The organism is Devosia neptuniae, assembly GCF_025452235.1.
Lineage (GTDB): Bacteria > Pseudomonadota > Alphaproteobacteria > Rhizobiales > Devosiaceae > Devosia.
The window spans coordinates 185,600-201,876 of sequence record NZ_CP104964.1 but is presented as its reverse complement, the minus strand read 5'-3'; the positions used below and the strand labels follow the sequence as shown (position 1 = coordinate 201,876).

At 59.0% G+C, this 16,277-nt stretch carries 17 protein-coding genes and 1 pseudogene; 12 read left to right on the top strand and 6 right to left on the bottom strand.

Annotated elements, in window-relative coordinates; all coding sequences use genetic code 11:
• Positions 1-39: 39 nt before the first annotated feature.
• The gene (locus N8A98_RS00985) at positions 40-963 is read right to left on the bottom strand and encodes a GlxA family transcriptional regulator (protein WP_262165769.1); all 924 of its coding nucleotides are present in this window, start codon (positions 961-963) and stop codon (positions 40-42) included.
• 88 nt (positions 964-1,051) lie between these two features.
• Between N8A98_RS00985 and N8A98_RS00980 the strand changes: the two genes are divergently transcribed.
• Entirely contained in the window at positions 1,052-1,594 is a 543-nt protein-coding gene (locus tag N8A98_RS00980) for a cysteine hydrolase family protein (RefSeq protein ID WP_113121598.1), read from the top strand.
• 434 nt (positions 1,595-2,028) lie between these two features.
• Here the strand turns inward: N8A98_RS00980 and N8A98_RS00975 are convergent, their stop codons facing one another.
• A complete protein-coding gene (locus tag N8A98_RS00975; protein ID WP_262165767.1) occupies positions 2,029-2,271 on the bottom strand; it encodes a hypothetical protein in 243 nt (80 codons plus the stop codon).
• Between the two features lie 1,987 nt (positions 2,272-4,258).
• On the opposite strand from N8A98_RS00975, the gene N8A98_RS00970 reads away from it, so the two are divergent.
• Positions 4,259-4,960 carry a glutathione transferase, Atu5508 family gene (locus tag N8A98_RS00970; protein ID WP_262165765.1) on the top strand — a complete coding sequence of 234 codons (702 nt, stop codon included), beginning with the start codon at positions 4,259-4,261 and terminating at the stop codon, positions 4,958-4,960.
• 96 nt (positions 4,961-5,056) lie between these two features.
• Here N8A98_RS00970 and N8A98_RS23330 read toward each other — a convergent pair whose 3' ends face one another.
• The gene (locus tag N8A98_RS23330; RefSeq protein WP_390888757.1) at positions 5,057-5,506 is read right to left on the bottom strand and encodes an RES family NAD+ phosphorylase; all 450 of its coding nucleotides are present in this window, start codon (positions 5,504-5,506) and stop codon (positions 5,057-5,059) included.
• A 239-nt stretch (positions 5,507-5,745) separates the two neighbouring features.
• Here N8A98_RS23330 and N8A98_RS00965 point away from each other — a divergent pair.
• The 3 genes and pseudogenes from N8A98_RS00965 to N8A98_RS00955 all read left to right on the top strand — a co-directional run.
• A pseudogene (locus N8A98_RS00965) lies at positions 5,746-6,104 on the top strand (DUF1428 domain-containing protein); the annotation flags it as partial.
• Positions 6,105-6,125: 21 nt separating this feature from the next.
• Complete coding sequence (locus N8A98_RS00960) at positions 6,126-6,455, top strand: DUF1428 domain-containing protein (protein ID WP_262165909.1); 330 nt, start codon at positions 6,126-6,128, stop codon at positions 6,453-6,455.
• 366 nt (positions 6,456-6,821) lie between these two features.
• Complete coding sequence (locus N8A98_RS00955; protein WP_262165763.1) at positions 6,822-7,436, top strand: hypothetical protein; 615 nt, start codon at positions 6,822-6,824, stop codon at positions 7,434-7,436.
• 352 nt (positions 7,437-7,788) lie between these two features.
• On the opposite strand, the gene N8A98_RS00950 is transcribed toward N8A98_RS00955, so the two are convergent.
• Both N8A98_RS00950 and N8A98_RS00945 read right to left on the bottom strand, forming a co-directional pair.
• Complete coding sequence (locus tag N8A98_RS00950) at positions 7,789-8,829, bottom strand: NAD-dependent epimerase/dehydratase family protein (RefSeq protein WP_262165761.1); 1,041 nt, start codon at positions 8,827-8,829, stop codon at positions 7,789-7,791.
• Positions 8,830-8,852: 23 nt separating this feature from the next.
• Positions 8,853-9,422, bottom strand: a complete 570-nt coding sequence (locus N8A98_RS00945; protein WP_113122282.1) for a TetR family transcriptional regulator — start codon at positions 9,420-9,422, stop codon at positions 8,853-8,855.
• A 317-nt stretch (positions 9,423-9,739) separates the two neighbouring features.
• Here N8A98_RS00945 and N8A98_RS00940 point away from each other — a divergent pair, with 317 nt between their 5' ends.
• The 5 genes from N8A98_RS00940 (at position 9,740) to N8A98_RS00920 (ending at position 12,433) form a co-directional block, all read left to right on the top strand.
• Complete coding sequence (locus N8A98_RS00940) at positions 9,740-10,078, top strand: helix-turn-helix transcriptional regulator (protein ID WP_262165758.1); 339 nt, start codon at positions 9,740-9,742, stop codon at positions 10,076-10,078.
• Between the two features lie 152 nt (positions 10,079-10,230).
• Positions 10,231-10,749 (top strand): PDDEXK family nuclease, encoded by a 519-nt coding sequence (locus N8A98_RS00935; RefSeq protein WP_262165756.1) that lies wholly within the window; start codon positions 10,231-10,233, stop codon positions 10,747-10,749.
• Positions 10,750-10,897: 148 nt separating this feature from the next.
• Positions 10,898-11,233, top strand: a complete 336-nt coding sequence (locus tag N8A98_RS00930; protein WP_113122279.1) for a hypothetical protein — start codon at positions 10,898-10,900, stop codon at positions 11,231-11,233.
• Between the two features lie 3 nt (positions 11,234-11,236).
• Entirely contained in the window at positions 11,237-12,037 is an 801-nt protein-coding gene (locus N8A98_RS00925; RefSeq protein WP_113122278.1) for a nucleotidyl transferase AbiEii/AbiGii toxin family protein, read from the top strand.
• 219 nt (positions 12,038-12,256) lie between these two features.
• The gene (locus N8A98_RS00920; RefSeq protein WP_162740279.1) at positions 12,257-12,433 is read left to right on the top strand and encodes a hypothetical protein; all 177 of its coding nucleotides are present in this window, start codon (positions 12,257-12,259) and stop codon (positions 12,431-12,433) included.
• 294 nt (positions 12,434-12,727) lie between these two features.
• Here N8A98_RS00920 and N8A98_RS00915 read toward each other — a convergent pair whose 3' ends face one another.
• The gene (locus N8A98_RS00915; RefSeq protein ID WP_262165752.1) at positions 12,728-13,783 is read right to left on the bottom strand and encodes a nucleoside hydrolase; all 1,056 of its coding nucleotides are present in this window, start codon (positions 13,781-13,783) and stop codon (positions 12,728-12,730) included.
• 134 nt (positions 13,784-13,917) lie between these two features.
• Here N8A98_RS00915 and N8A98_RS00910 point away from each other — a divergent pair, with 134 nt between their 5' ends.
• Together N8A98_RS00910 and N8A98_RS00905 are read left to right on the top strand one after the other, a co-directional pair.
• Positions 13,918-14,892, top strand: a complete 975-nt coding sequence (locus N8A98_RS00910; RefSeq protein ID WP_262165751.1) for a LysR family transcriptional regulator — start codon at positions 13,918-13,920, stop codon at positions 14,890-14,892.
• Positions 14,893-15,283: 391 nt separating this feature from the next.
• A complete protein-coding gene (locus N8A98_RS00905) occupies positions 15,284-16,246 on the top strand; it encodes a dihydrodipicolinate synthase family protein (RefSeq protein WP_262165749.1) in 963 nt (320 codons plus the stop codon).
• Positions 16,247-16,277: the final 31 nt, after the last annotated feature.

Here is a 16,277-nt window from a genome sequence, read left to right as displayed (position 1 = left end):
AGATAGTTTCGGTCAGCAAAAGCGCGAGCTCAAAATAAGTTAGGCGCGAAATCGTCTCCGATACTCCGACGGCGACAAGCCTACGGTTTGGAGGAAGACCTTCCGGAAGGCGCTGGCATCACTGTAGCCAACCGCCCACGCAATCGGTTCGACGGCATCAGCTCCGAACTGAAGCATCTCGCGGGCCTTGTTGACGCGAAATCGTTGGAGGTACTCGGTTGCAGTCATGTGCGTCGCCTTCCGAAACCGCCGCAGGAAGGTTCTCTCCTCCAAGCCTGACTTGCTGGCCATATCTGAGAGACTGATGCTGTCTGCAAATTCTGCATGAAGCCAATGCTGCGCCACCAAGATAGCAGCGTCGCCGTGGGTCAGCGTTGGGACGAAGGAGCTGTAGTAGCGCTGTTCACGACCAGGAGGATCGATCAGCAGAGTTCCTGCGGTATTCATCATGGCCGTGGTGCCCAGATATCGGTCAACCAGCTTCAAGCCTAGGTCCGTCCACGCCATCATGCCTCCAGCAGTCATGATGTCCCCGTCATCGATCACCAGTCGATCGACGTCGAGGTCAACCTTCGGAAAGCGGGATCGAAAAACCTCGGCTGTTCCCCAATGCGTCGTCGCAGATCGCCCATCCAGCAACCCTGTTTCACCCAAGATGAAGGCACCAACACATACGGACGCCAAGGTGGTGCCGCTATCATGCAGCTGCCGCAGCGCCGAGGCGATAGGTCGAGCCACCTCGGCAGTAACCGGCCCCTGCTTGCCGGGAGGTATGACCATGACGAGCGGTGCCCCGGTATTCCTGCCGGGTACTAGCTCATCGCCGATAGCCCGCCATCTTGTTACCCTGATCTGAGGTCGATCAGGCTGATTTGCAATTTCGAACAAGTCTGCCAGCCCTAGCAATGCAGCTTCCTGAGCACCGTAATACTCGAGAAGCGCAATTTCGATGTTGTTGCTCATTTGTCGTTTTCAACCCGCAAATTGTCGGTACCGCCAATAGCGAAGTCTTCAGCCAGCGTCCATAAATACGCATCGAAAGGACCCACTTATGAGTAAGCAAGCTATCATCGTCGTCGATTTCCAGAACGATTACCTCGCGTCCGGCTCCTGGCCCCTGGTCGGTGTCGATGCCGCCGTGAAGAATGCCGTTAGGGTAATTGACGACGCTCGCGCCAAGGGCATTCCCGTCATCCATGTCCGGCACGAGAGCCCCGAGGGCTCGCCGTTCTTTGTCATCGGGACACGCGGAGCCGAGATCATTCCAACAGTGGCGCCCAAAGAAGGCGAGCAGGTCGTGGTGAAGAACTTCCCGAACGCGTTCCGCGGCACGGACCTGAAGGCAAATCTGGACGCCGCGGGCACAAAGGATGTCGTCATCATCGGGGCCATGAGCCACATGTGCATCGACGCCACCGCCAGGGCCGCCGCCGACTACGGGTTCAACGTGACTGTCGTCGCGGATGCTGCGGCAACCCGTGACGCGCAGTTCGACGGCATGACGGTTCCGGCAGATCAGGTCCACGCCGCTTTCATGTCGGCCCTCGGCTTTGCTTACGGCAAGGTCGTGAAGGCCGATGAATATCTGAAGTAGGTCGAATCTCCCGCGCCCATGTGCGTGTGCAGGATGCTTACCTGCAGAGCGGCAAACTAACCCTTAATGTACTCCAAGCCCTCCGGTCCAGCGGCATTAGCCGCCGTTACCGAAGGGCCCAAATCTACAGATAGGCGCTCCCGCAGAAAGGGTGAGACAATCGTTGCGGATTAGTGGCCCAAAGCGTTTCCAAGCCAGGTTTGTACGTTGTCAGGCTCGATAGCCAAAAGGGTTTTCCGCCGCTGCGACAAGCAACTTCGGCCGTTGCACCACGTTTACGGTGCAGGAACCGGAGAGACCAATGCGTCTATTCAACAAGTTGCACGATGCGTTGCTACTGGCCGTGGTGATCGTGCTGGACCCATACCCTGAGCCGGTCGCCTCAGAGCGAAAAGCGCAACCCTCCGCATTGCCAGATCGTCACCATCTGGCACCTACCTTGGCGGCGCGGCGCTGCGCTCCACAATCTCACGAATGACGCGGATATCAGTGCCCAGGCTGTTACCTGCCACTGTTGGCTTGATTTCCTGCAGTGTGGTCAGCCCGGCGCTTTCGTGGCCGAGATTGCCCAGGATCGCCGCGGCATCGTCCGGCGTGATGGGGAAATCGGGGATTAACTGCGGCATGATGCCAGGCGCTTTCGCACGGAACGTCGATTCCGCGTTTGGTTTGGCCATGTTGGCCTCCTTTGATGATGTGTTCGTGATGCGGGACTTCATCCCTCGGGGGTGTAGCGTTATGCGGGGCTCGATGAGCTCTTGGGGAGAGAGGCCGGAACGTCGCCGCCTCCCGGCCCTCTCCCGGTCTCCCGTTTTGAAAACGGGCCGTGGCGACTGGAACGTCGGTGAAGCGTGGCCGTTATGATCGGGCAGGTATTTCCTGCACCTTCAGCAGTCTGAACTAACCCCGGCACTACCGTCCCTTAGGGCCGGGGTTAGTTTTCGGTCGAGTTTTACGGCGTGTAGCCCGCGTCAGATTCGCGAAGGGCCTCACCCTTGCGGACTTCGAGGAAATCAGGATTGACCGGCCGGGTCGTTGCTTCCCGTCGCTGAGCCAGCAACGCGGACGAAGTTGGTGCCATCGTTGGTATTGGTGCCGGCACTCGTCCTGATTTCTGCGACTGTTATGCCGACAACGCCCTTGCCCTTATGCAAGAACAATACAGTATCGCTGGGAAACTTGAGCAGCAGTACGCGGCAACATTTTCAATGCATGATGGAATGAAGGTTCATGGCTTCGCTATTTTTCCGCTGGGCCAAAGCCTTTTCCATCTGCCGTTAGCGTGCCCCAAGAGGGCGCCCACAGTGAGCGATCGCCAGTAACCACGAGTTCTGTGTCGTTCGTATTTGCGACCCGGATGGCAGATGCAAACGCCACGTCCACTGGCAGGCAGCTATCCAAATGATAGACATCGCCCCGGCCGCTGACGTGAGGACTGACCGGCCCTTTTACGTCTCCGCGTGGAGGCCGTTCAGCATTCTATAAAGATGAAGATTGACGGAAATGTCCGACTGGGTCTCGACATAGCGGAATTGACACATCATGCCACCGCTCCTTGTTCGCCAGATAACGCGACCTGACGTGAGAAGGGTAAACCTTGGGCCCACTTCATAAGTTGCATATGCCCGTCTAACGAGGTTAACCGCCGAGCCGAAACCGCGCCAGATAGAACGTTGGGTGCCCCTATGACCAAGGAAGACTTCAGAGCGTGGCGCGAGCATATGGGCTTAAACCGAAAGCAGACATGCGACGCGTTAGGCTTAGGCCGAAATACCCCCCAGCGGTAAGAGGACGGCAAGGCAGAATCCCGCTGCCCTTGATCATGATCTCGCTCCGTGGAAGAAGCTCTAGGTCGCGAAAACGAGGTAGCCATTGGGCGTTCATGCCAGCTAGATACGAAAAGCGGCTCCATGACGAAGACCTTTGGCTGGTCTGTGAGGTTAAGACCGGCTGCGTCGTTCTGATTGCAGGACACCCCTATGATGGCATGGCCGAGAACGAAGCCGCTGAAATAGTCGCACTACTCAATGCCGGTATGCTCGAGATTGATCCAGCGCCGCCATCGGCTGAGGCGGATTAAGGCAAAAAGCCCCGACCTTCTGGTCAGGGCCCACGCACCGCCTGAGCGACGCAAGCAATGCGCTGGTCTTGAACCTCGTTATCCCCGCATTGGTTCCCCAACGCACGCGGCTAGAACTCCACGCCAAGCCCGACATTGTCCTTAATGGCATAGCTATCGCCTAGATGGCGCAGGCTGGTATTGACCGATGCTTCCCCCATGAAGCGCGAATTTGCCGTCGCCCCAAGCCGCGGTTCTGTTCCGCGAGCACGCGCTTCTCATCTAGGTCAGAGTGGCTCAAGTCCGCGCCGGCAAACTGGGGTCCAACGCGGACGATCACGATGCGTTGCCCAAACCAGGTGACCGCCGGCCGGCAATCAGCGCAAACTCAGTCGGCGTTGCGCCCCATTTCGGCTGTTTCATGCCTATTTGCCGAACACGCCAGATATGCCGTTCGCATGGGCGGATTTAAGGTCCCGCCACCAAGCATGCGCCGCGGTCGTTGCCGCATTCCTCATCTTCTCGCCGGTTCTTTTGCGATAGGTACACCCTCGCGACCAATCCAGCTTCGGCGCGTTTCATTCCACCAGCGATGGAGATGAACTTTGGCTGATTACGAACTTCTCTACTGGTCAGTACCCTTTCGAGGCCAGTTTGTGCGCGCTGTGCTGGCCTTTGCTGGCAAGACATGGACAGAGGGCGGTGACACCAAGATCTCGCGGTTGATGGAGGGCCCGGTGGGAGACATGCCTGTGCCCTTCATGGGACCACCTGTCCTGATCGACCACAAGGCCGACACGGCCCTGGCCGAAATGCCAGCCATCATCCTCTATCTGGGTGAAACACTGGAGCTGATGCCGGATACGCCTGCATTGCGGGCCATGACGATCAAGATCGTCAATGACGCTAACGATGTCATCGACGAAGTCACCCTCAATGGCGGTGACCACATGTGGACCGAAAAGCGCTGGGAGGCGTTTGTGCCTCGGCTCGCGAAGTGGATGAGCATCTGGGAAGATACTGGCCGGCGAAATGGACTGGGTAAGGGCACCGGCCACATCCTTGGCGGTCAGGCGCCAGGCATTGCCGACGTGATTACCGCTACGCTCTGGACCACGATGACCGAGCGCTTCAGCAAAGTCCACGATCTATTGGAGGAAACCGCACCGATGACCGCCGCGCTCTGCCGGCGCGTCTCCGCGCTGCCGCCCCTCGCCAAGCTGGGCGAAACGGCTCGACAGAACTATGGGCGGGCCTATGCCGGTGGGCAGATCGGTGCCTCCATGGCCAAGATACTCAACGACTAGCCACCTGATGGGCCAGATGAATGGGCCGACAGTGGCTGGTTAGGTCTCCAAGGGGTGGATAGCGGACAGTCTGCTAATAGCGCCCGAAGTCGGGTGCTAAGGTTCAAAAGCCGAGGTCGGGCCCACGTAGGTCAGGCGAGTTGGGTCAAAAACCACTACGTGTGAAAGGTCGGGCTGAGACCGCGACGAATATAGCATGGCGAGAGCACCCCGCTTTCGCGCTTCATCGGATACTAACCATGTTGGAGCTATCGCGCCGGATGATCGGATGTCCTGCCAGATTACAGAGGCGGCCTGGTTTCCTCGTTCATCCGCGACCTGTTCGGCGTCCAGCCACATTGGAACAAGAACTCGTGGCACCCCGTCAGCCAAGTATCGCTTAATTGCAACTGCGGCCCCCTCTGCACTCAAGGAAGCATAGGCCGCAACTTGTCCTGAATGGTGAAATCGTCCTTCAGAGGCGTAGGCAGGCACCGCTGGAGTTTCAGCGACAGTTGCTGGCAAAAGCCGCCAGACTGGGCCGGAAAAACGGATTAGATCACTCACTGAATTCCCTCTCAGCAATGTGCTGTCCTTGACCTACCCAATAGTGGCGCGAGCGCGCAATTGAGCAAGCCCGCCAGGGGAGACGACCGCTTTTAGGCTCGGTGGTCGGAAGTCGAGATGTCCGCAATGGGGTCGACTGCTGACTGATGCCTTCCGGAGTGGGAAATCGTCCGCCCCCGGTCGAAACTGCGCCTCCCCATTCGTCGTTGAGCTAGACGCAACCCGATAGGAGACCCTTTATGTCCTATATTGATGGCTTCGTATTGGCCGTTCCGGCCGCCAACAAAGACAAATATATTGCGCATGCCAGCACAGGGCCGATCTGTTTAAGAAACTTGGCGCCACTCGCCTGGTCGAAACCTGGGCCGAAGATGTGCCGCACGGCAAGCAGACAGATTTCTATCGCGCCACCAAACTGGAAGAGGGCGAAGTGCCGCTCTTTTCCTGGGTTGAGTATCCCGACCGTGCCACCCGCAAGAAGGCTGGTGAGGACATGATGAACGATCCCGACGTACAGGCGATGTCCGAAATGCCGTTCGACGCCTCGCGCATGATCTATGGTGGCTTCGAAGTGCTGAGCGACACCGGCACCAAGGCCAAGCCGGGCTATGTCGATGGCATGATTTCCCCGGTTCCCGTCGCCAACAAAGAGGCTTATCGCGCCGCCGCCCAGGCACAGGCACCACTGCTTATTGAACAGGGTGCCCTGCGCGTCGTTGATACCTGGGGCGATGACGTGCCTCCCGGCGAAACCACCGACTTCCAGCGAGCCGTCGCCACCAAGGCCGACGAAACCATCGGCTTTTCCTTCATTGAATGGCCATCGCGGAAGGTGCGCGACGACGCTTGGAATATTCTGATGAAGGACCCCCGCATCGCCCCCGATCCAAAAATCTGGGACGCCTCCCGCTCGATCATGGGTGGCTTCGAGCCGGTCGTCGACCTCTAGGAGGAAAACCGTGCCAGCTCCCGCCCGTATTCCGGGCATCGGGCTGGCGCTCTAGAAACGGCACCACGCCACCAAGGCCCAATCCTTGCCTGACAAAATGGATTGAACGACGGCATCTTTAGGATTTTGCGTTGCAAGCCTAAGTGACGGAAATCGGGTCGGGAGCAGCTGTCACGGATATCATTTGCGAAAGGAGGCGGCCATCCCGGCCCGCTTTGCCCCGGTGTCCGCGCTTTCAGAGCACCGTCAACAGGGAATAAATCTGCCTTTCCCATCATGCCTGATGTCATCAATGCGCCACAGAGTTTCTTTGCTTGATAAGCATACCGTCGTTCCTAAAATTTCCCGACAAGGCAGCAAGTAGCGATGAATCTACCGCCATACGACCGAGACGGCGCGCGAGCGCTCATCAAGGAAAAACCCGGTGTGCCGTTCTCGGCATTTGACACTGCCACCCGTGCGCATCGGAGGAGCGATCTCAACCGAGAGGATGAGGCCGCGCTGCTGTTCTGCCTGGCAGCGGAACGCGCGGACGCCGAGTATGCCGCAGACGGATCCAAGCCAAATCAAGCGATGAACCACGTCGTGCGCGCAGGCATCGCGTTCAATCGTGCGGGAGAGATCGCCACCGCTGAACCGCTTCTGCGCCAGGCCATCGCCTTCGATTGGGTTGCGCAGGGACTGCCGCAAGATAAGCACATGATTGAATGGGCGTTCTATCATCTGCTGCTCAATGTCAAAGGCGAAGCGGACCGTTTCGTAAGCCTGTTCGATGAAGCTGTTTCGCGCTCGGCGAAGGTCGGCCGGGACTTTACGACGATCCACCCCCATCAGGAACATCTGCTCGATATTGCCATCGAGATGGGGCAGCGCCCCATCGTCCAGAGGTTGGCCGGCAAGATCGCGGGTCGCCGTCCGGCTAAGAAAGCCGTCAAGGACTTGCTGAAGCGCGCCGAGGCCTTCCTTTCAGATCGGGCATGACTCCCCGCGGTCATGACCTTCATCCCAGCATTTCGGCACGGGCAATGCCCAGCTCGACTTCAAGGACACGAAATTCGACTGGGCGCAGTAGCAGCTCAAGGGCTGCTACTGCGCAGTGTGGATAGCCCCAATGTTTGCCGATAGCCTTGAGGCGACGTTTATGACCCGCAGTCTTTCATATTGAGGTAGCGCACGCCCGAATGACCGCTTTCAGGCGCTCTGGTGATCGCGACCAATGACTGGAATGGGGTCGAGTGCGGACTGGCCTGTTTCGCCTCGGAAGCGGACTGGCGTTAGAAGCACGTGAGGCCAGGGTGGTGGACGCGATCCGCCCCAGCGCGTTTCGATTGCCTCACTGCGCGGCGTTTTGCAGGTTGGCGGTCATTTCGGCGAGGCCTGCTTCTCGCGTCATAATCGGCGCGTAGCCGAGTTCGCGGCGCGCCTTGCCGATGTTGAGCGTTATCGTAACGGCCGATGTGGCGAAGGACTGCAAGGTCAACGGAGCGGTGATCTTCCCCCCCGAAAGCCCGTACAGCCGATCGCCCACACCGGCGATGAAACGTAACAGTGCGCGCGGCACCGACTTTTCTGGTGCCGTGACGCCTTGCGTGGCCATCAGCGCGGTTGCAAAATCGCGGAACCGGACGGGCCCCTCGTCGCCAAGAAAGTAGATCTCGCCGCCTTTGCCCCTGGCGATCGCCAGTTCAATGCCATGACAGAGATTGGCGATGTGGATGGTCGTCGTCAGATAGTCGCCGCCACTGATCCAGGCGAACTGCCCCGATTGAACAGCACCTAGCAGATGGGGTAAGGCAGTCGTGTCATCACGCCCCCAGACAAAGCGGGGCCGAACCACAATGACATCCATGCCACCGCCATTGTTGGACAGGGCGTAGCGTTCGGCGGCGGCTTTGCTGCGAGAATACGATCCGGCGGGGCGACGCGGCAAAGGATGGCGTTCATCGACATTGATGAGGGGGCGTCCATCAGCCAGAACGGATTCCGTGCTGAGATAAATCGCCCGCTGGATGCCCCCTGCCCGCGCCGCCTTGAACACCGCCTTGGTGCCTTCTTCATTGACGCGCTGTTGGCTTTCGGTGCCCGGACCATGATCGGTATCGGCGGCCGCGTGGATCAGTACGTCACATCCTTCCATGCCAGGCACCAGATCGGCGCTGATAAGATCACCTGAAAAGGGCCTCGCGCCGAGTTCTGCGACCACTCTTTCCGACTTGGCGGATCGCGCCAGTGCGGTCACGGGGATGGCCTTGCCGACAAAATGACGGATTAGGTTGCGGCCGACATAGCCACTGCCACCAGTGATAAAGATCCTAGCGATTGGCCAGCCGACGGCGGTCGCCGCGGCAATGGCCGCGTCGTCTCGTTCAGTCATGTTCGTTTTCCCGTTTTGGAGTTCTAGCTGCCGGCTTTGTCGTCCGGGGTTGCGGTCACCAGCCAATCGATCTCACTAATTATCCGCGATCGATCGCTCGAGGCGAAATGGTGGAAATCCAGATATTCGAGGAACTTTAGCCCCTCTAAGGCCAGATAGGCCAGAAGGGCGCCGCGTGGGGACGAGGCGGTCTCGATGATCCGACTGATCGTTTCCGCCTGGCTCTTTTGCATGCGCGCACGCAAGGCAGGGTCGAGTGTCAGAGCCATACTGAGGCCCAGGGCCACCGGCTTGAAATGTTCTGGCGGCGGCTCTTCCGCGACCTTTATGCGCCCGCGAATGGCGAGACTATTCGATGAGGCAAGGTCTGCCTCGACAGCGGCGTGATGCTCGCGGTCGCGCCGAAAGGCCCGCTCCACAATCGCCTCGATCAAGTTCTGCTTGGTCTTGAAGTCATAAATGACACTGGCTTTGCTAATGTCGGCCTCGGCAGCCACGGCATCCAATGTCAAACTGGCGGCACCCAGTCGAGCAACCACCGCCTCGCCAGCATCGAGAATAGCCTGCTGGTCAATGACGCGCTTTCGTCCCACTTACGTTACCCATATATTTCCGTCCGGATGGTTATAAATCGAGTCGAACGCTTCGTCTATAATCGATCAGGCCGCAATCCAAGAGCGGCAGCTTTTCGAGTGGCAGCTTTGGGCAGCTGCGGACGGCGATGAACGACTGAAACGGGTCAACGCGCCCCCTCCCTCCTTGAGGGGGGCATTCAGTTGTCCTATTAAAGCAACTCAAACGCGCCTTATGTTCTATTTATAGAACAACTATTGAGTTTCAGCGTCAGGCTGGATAGCTTCTCGATAAAATGGCACACGAGCTAGCCTCGTGATCTATTTATGGAGCACGCATGCCAAAGCCGGCAAACCGCCCAATCTCCCGTTATGCCAAAGAAGCGGCCGAACTGCTCGGCCTTCTGATCCGGCGCGCGCGCGTCGAGCACCGGATGACGGCTGGCGAAGTGGCCGAGCGGGCGGGCATGTCGCGCGGGCTGGTCCACCGCATTGAAAAAGGGGATATTGGCGCGTCCATCGGCGCGGCCTTCGAGGTCGCGTCCGTGGTGGGACTGCGCCTGTTCGACCAGGATGCGCGCGGCATGACCCTGAAGGCCAGCGAAGCCCGGTCCGTCAATACGTTGCTACCGCAGGCCGTGCGCGCCTCGACTGGCAAGGTGAATGATGACTTCTAGGGCAAGCGACATCCCAAACCAGGCTGCCCGAGCAGACGGAGCCCATCGTTGCCAGGCTCCTCACGCGCGCCAGCGGCCAGTTCGTCTTCAATTATGGCCGCTCCTATCTTGATAGGCCCGATGCGATCTCCCTGTAAGCGCCGGAACTGCCCTTGCGCGCGGGCGTGCTGCCGCTTCCGGCCGGGATGATGATGCCGAGCGCGATCCGCGATGCCGCCCCTGACGCGTGGGGGCGGCGCGTCATCATCAATCGCATGCTGGGCCGGGCGGGCATGCAAGCGGACCCGGCGGAAATCGATGAGCTGACCTATATGCTGCAGTCGGGGTCCGACCGGATCGGCCCGCTGGACTTTCAGCGCTCGGCGAAGATTTACGTGCCGCGCGACGAACCGGCAGCGTCGCTTGCACAGATGCAGGAAGCCGCAGATCTTGTGCAGACAGGGGTGAAACTGCCGAAAGCGCTGGATGTCGCGCTTTTCCATGGCAGCGCTGTAAATCAGCGCGCTAAGAATTTAGTTTGCCTCAATTTGGCAGCGAAGCACTCGACAGTTCGCCTCACTTGGAAAATGGAAGGCAACAGTTCGCCCCAACTCACATTAGCGACGGCACAGGCTTCTCAATATCGGCAGATGAAGGATCAAGGCTGGTGGGGGCGGGTAAGGGGTTCGTAGACGCCCGGATAAGCATTCCTCCAGAGAATCTTGAGTTTGGTTGTTTCAGCCATTCCGTCGGGAAGCACGACGACCAAAACGCGTGGATTCTGGCGTCCAGCTTGAAACGTATCCGGGATACGCCTATTGTGTCAGATAAGGAGTTGCCATGAGCGTTCAGGAGCGGATCAAGCGATATCGAAAGTGTGGTGCCGGCGCGGATCTGGTTCGCGTCGAGGTGCTGGTTCCTGCTGGCTCACGCGAGGAAATACTAGCTCAGGCGTCAGCCATGCGAAGCAGTTACCGTGTTCGCCGCGATCGCCTGCAGGAGAGTATTGACCAGGCCGTCCGCGATTATGGCGTCAGGGTGCTGGACAATATTGACCTGTCCCGCCTCCAGAACGTGGATGAGAAGGCCCGTGTTTTGGGCAAGGCATTGATGGACCGAGGCGACGCGAAGGCCTTCATTGCAGGGCGCAGGCTTTATTCCGCGGCTATGGCGTAAGTCATGGCACTCACCTCGCTGCAGAAGCAAGTGATGGCGGTTATCGCCGCCAATCGTTCGGACACCAGTTACATGGCTGGCGGCGCAGTCCTCAACAAGGACTGGTTCCGGCTGTCGGACGACCTGGACATTTTCCACGACACCGACGAAGAGATCGTGGCGACCGCCAAGGAGGATATTGCGGCCTTGGAGAGCGCCGGGTTCAAAGTCTCCGTCGACATTATCATCTATGGCGTCGTTGAGTGCACTGTCTCAAGGGACGGGTACGATACCATACTGCAGTGGATGAGCGAGACCCGATATCGATACTTCCCACTCGTTCGTGACCCAGAATGGGGTGTGCGGCTGAATACGGCCGACCTGGCGATTAACAAGGTCGGAGCGGCGTCGAGCCGAAGCAAGGCTCGGGACTATATCGATCTGATAACGATCGACGAGCGGTATTGCCCGCTGGGGCCGCTTGTACTTGCCGCATCAGGCAAGCCACCCAACTACTCGCCCCAAAGGATCATCGATGAGATCCGCCGCCGCTCGCTATCACTGCCGGCCGAGGACTATCTATCGGTGCGAGGACTCCCCCAGGATATGACTGCCGTAGGTATTCGTGACAGCCTGACCGCCGCACTGGATCGCGCGGAAAACTATATCCACGCCGCAGACCCCGAGTTGGTGGGTGTACTAACCGTGGATCAGGCTGGCCAACCAGTGGAAGCTGCGTATCCCAACGAAGGTGTGTCGCTTCGCCGGGCCACGGACGAAGCCGAGACGGTGCCGACAATCCCGGATGAGACGCCAGGCTTCTAACATGCGCCGACCGCCAACCTACGATACTGAATCGTAAGGTTTTCGTCTTCGGCTTGTGACCGGAAATCAATTTCACGCGGCCAATCTCGCTCGAGGTTGCAGCCAAAAGCAGCCTGTGGGCTCATACAATCAGGCGAGGGGTTGGCCTCGGTCCCTGCCACCCCTAAAGCCACCGCAGGTCGTCGCCTTTGACGACTGAGAAACAGAATGGAGAGACAAGTGCAAGATGACAAACGTCACGTCGAGCAGGTTCGCTTGGCGGGGTGGACCGCGGGAGCTTCCGAGAAGGACAAAAGCACCAATCCGCATCGCGGCAAAAAGAATGCGGACGAGGCGAACTGGGACGAAGCCTGGGAGAAGGGCTTCGCGGGCCAGGATTATGAAGTTTGGTCTTAGTTTCTCAGTCGTGCCGAACGTCGAACGGCGGCGCCTGAGCGCCGCCGCGTCTAGTCAGATCCAGGCGGGAACCATGTTGCCGGCATAGCGGGCACCGAATGCACCCTCGGGCAAAACCTCGCTGATCCGGGTCAGATCATCCGCCGGCAGCACGAGACTGGCCGCACCAACATTTTCTTCCAGGCGTTCGATGCGACGGGTGCCAGGAATGGGAAAATATCATCACCCTGGCAGCGTCGCTGCAACCTTGCCATCAACGGCTGCGGTCGATTTCAGCGCGCCTGCCTGAGCCGGTTATTCCGCCGCGGTAACCGCGTCGACGAACATAGTGCGAAAGCGGGGGGCGTCCAACTCAAGAGCGACATTGACTTCGCCAGCGCCTATCCCCGGCTCCACATCATCCTTGAAGGAGAGCATCTGCCCGTAGGATCGACCAAAATTAGTATCGACCGCAGCCTTTATCGTGGCGCTGCGAACGATCAAGCTGGGGTCGATCGCTACGGCAGCGATGACTTCATCCCACAGCGGCAGGTCCATCCAGGCGTTCTCGGTGAGATAGCTGCTGAGCGCGGAGTTGGGTTGGGTCATATCTTCGACCAGCTCTGCATCCACCATCACGGTAGTGTTGACCAGGCCAGTGACGACGATAGAGGCAAAGCCGGCCGTCAGCACGATCTGGGCGGCCTCGGGGTCGAAAACGGTGTTGAAAGCATCTATCGATTTGACTTCGCCGCTGGCGACGTCGAAATCGGCCTTCGGCCCGTTCGAAATCACAACGCTTTTGACCAAGCTTGCAAACTCGGAATCCTGACGCACGGCCAAGGCTATATTGGTTAGCGGCCCTGCGGCAACGATCGTCACTTCGCCAGGGTACTTGTGCACCTGTTCGACCATGAATTGGACTGCGGACAAATCTTGGACGACAATCTTGGGATTGCCTTCGGCAAGGTCGGGCGCCAGACCTGGATCAAAGTCGGCAGGTTTGTCCTCGTAGTTGTTCCAGGCTCCCTTCCAGCTGATCGGACCATACAAGTTCTCCCAGATTGCCATGCGCTGGGGCGTGTTGACGAGCGGTTCACTGGCGCCGGCATAGACCGGGATCTCGGGATGCCCGGCGATCTCGAGAAAACGCAAGGTGTGGGCCACCCCTTTTGCCAGCCAGTCGTCTCCGACGACGCCGGTAATGCCGAGCAGCTCGACGTCGGGATTATTAAGGAACAGCAAGATGGGCTGCACGGCAGTGCCGCCGGGGCCTGTGAGATCCTGATCATAGATGAACTTGGCAGCAAATGCCGGCTGGGCGAAAGTTGCGAGCGCAAGCACCGAACACGAGCGAAGAATTTTGAGCATGCGGATTCCTTGAACGGGTAAAGTCCGTCGAGTACGGCTGGGATTGACGACTTCAAGACTATTCCTCAGGAAAACAGGCTTGTCAGGCCTATGTATTCGTGGATGCTCGTTCAAGCTATTGAACGGGGTAGACCATGCAGATCGACGATGTGCGGGCTTTTGCCTGGGTGGTTTCATCGGGCTCACTGTCCCGCACCGCGCGCGAACAGAACCTACCCAAAGCAACACTAAGCCACCGGCTAAGACGTCTAGAAAATGATGTCGGCACCGCACTGCTGATCCGCTCGGCCGCTGGTCTGACGCCCACGAAGGCAGGTTGGGCGTTCCTCAGGCATGCCGAGGAGGTAAACCTCGCCTACACGCGCGCGTTGGATTCTGTGGCGAGCGAAAAGCCGGCACAAAGCGTGCGCCTGAGTGTGGGAGCAACCGATGAACTGTCCACCAACCTACTAGCGCCTCTATCGCTCCGGTTTGCGAGGTCGCACCCGGAAGTGTCACTTGATCTACATGTCATGCCGCTGGGCAGGTTGCTGTCGCGTGAAACCGACCTGGATTGCATGATCTGTTCAGGTTTACCGGCAATCCTGGGGACAGCAAATCTGGTTGCCCGTGGGTTCTCACGTTATGTCAGCCGCCTCTATGCGGCCCCCACCTATTTGGCAGAAAGAGGAACGCCCACGCATCCCGACAACCTGCGACAGCACGACCTGATCTCCGGCGAAGGCCCGTCGGGCGTTGTCCCATGGGCTTTAGAAAATGGTCAGGCCAGTCAGTTGATCGAACCGCGCGGCCCATTGCGTGCCAACGATAATTGGGTGGCCAAAGTGTGCGTCCTGCAAGGCTATGGCATCGGGCTGTTCCCAGAGTTCTTCGCCCAGGAACATGTTCCAACCGGTGACCTAATCGAGGTATTGCCCGCCTGGACCACCGCCCCGACTTCAGTAACCGTCCTTTACCACGACCACCGCTTCGCCAATCCCCACATCCGGGCTTTCGTCGACTTCCTGGTAAGTGAGTTTGAAGGCTTTTACTGTTTTCCCTATCGCCAGAGGGACGTGTTCCGGCCCATGCCAGGTGGAAGCACCACAAGACAAAAGGGGCGACGGTAAAGCAGGCGAGCGCAAGCCAATGGCTCCTTCGCACGCGGTGCAATTCGAGTTTTTGATGCTAATAGATGCGCAGGCGCCCACCTTGTTGCGGAGATCGTAGCGCTCGAAAACGATCGCCTTTTCGCTGCAAAGTCGACGGCCCGACTACACAGCCGATCGATCTCGGAGGACCCCAGTGACCCGTATGGCTCTTTGGCCGCCGCTCGGTCCAGGTCCCTCATTATCTCCGTCACCGACATACAGCACGGCACAGTCAGCCCTATGCTCGGCCAGAACCAACAAATAGGGGACTGACGGATTCACTGTCGACAAACAGCATACAAAGACTGTACTTTATAAAAATTGCTAGGCGTGCGGCCGCTTTGGCGGCGCTGACATGGACAAGGATACGATGAACACTGAGATCTTTACCGGCGTGATCCCGGCCCTGATGACACCATGCAAGGTCGACCGTACGCCTGATTTCGAGGCGCTGGTTCGCAAAGCCCGGGAGTTGATCGCGGCGGGCATGTCGGCCGTGGTCTATTGTGGGTCGATGGGTGATTGGCCGCTGCTGACTGACGCCCAGCGTCAGGAAGGCGTGGCGCGCCTGGTCCAGGCCGGCCTGCCGGTGATCGTTGGTACGGGCGCCATCAATTCGGCGTCGGCTGTGGCACTTGCCAGTCATGCCCAGCAGGTTGGCGCCGCCGGTCTGATGGTCATTCCGCGCGTGCTGTCGCGCGGCAATTCGGCGACGGCACAGCGGCACCATTTCGAGGCTGTCCTCGCGGCAGCGCCCGATCTGCCGGCCGTGATCTACAATAGTCCCCATTATGGCTTCGAGACCAAGGCCGACCTGTTCTTCTCCCTGCGCGCCAAATACAAGAATCTGGTGGGCTTCAAGGAATTCGGCGGCCCTGCCGCCATGACCTATGCTGCCGAGCACATTACCAGCGGCGACGACACCGTCATCCTGATGGCCGGCGTCGATACCGGCGTCTATCACGGCTATGTCAAGGCAGGCGCCACCGGCACGATCACCGGCATCGGCAACGCCCTACCCCGGGAAATCCTCCATCTGGTTGCCCTGTCCAAGGCCGCCGCCGCTGGCGACATCGATGCGCGGACCCGCGCCCGTGAACTGGGCGAGGCACTCGATGTGCTGTCGAGCTGGGATGAGGGCACTGATCTCGTGCTTTACTACAAGTACATGCTCGAGCTGAAAGGCGAGGCCGCCTACAAGCTGCATTTCAATGCCACCGACGAGCTGTCGCCTAGCCAGCGCGCCTGGGCCAAAGCGCAGTTCGAGCAATTCAACACCTGGTACGCCGCCTGGAGCCAGTTGCCCGGCGCCGGCCAGACCACCAAGCCGTAGCCTTCCTCCCTGACCTGCGGCTAAAGGCCCT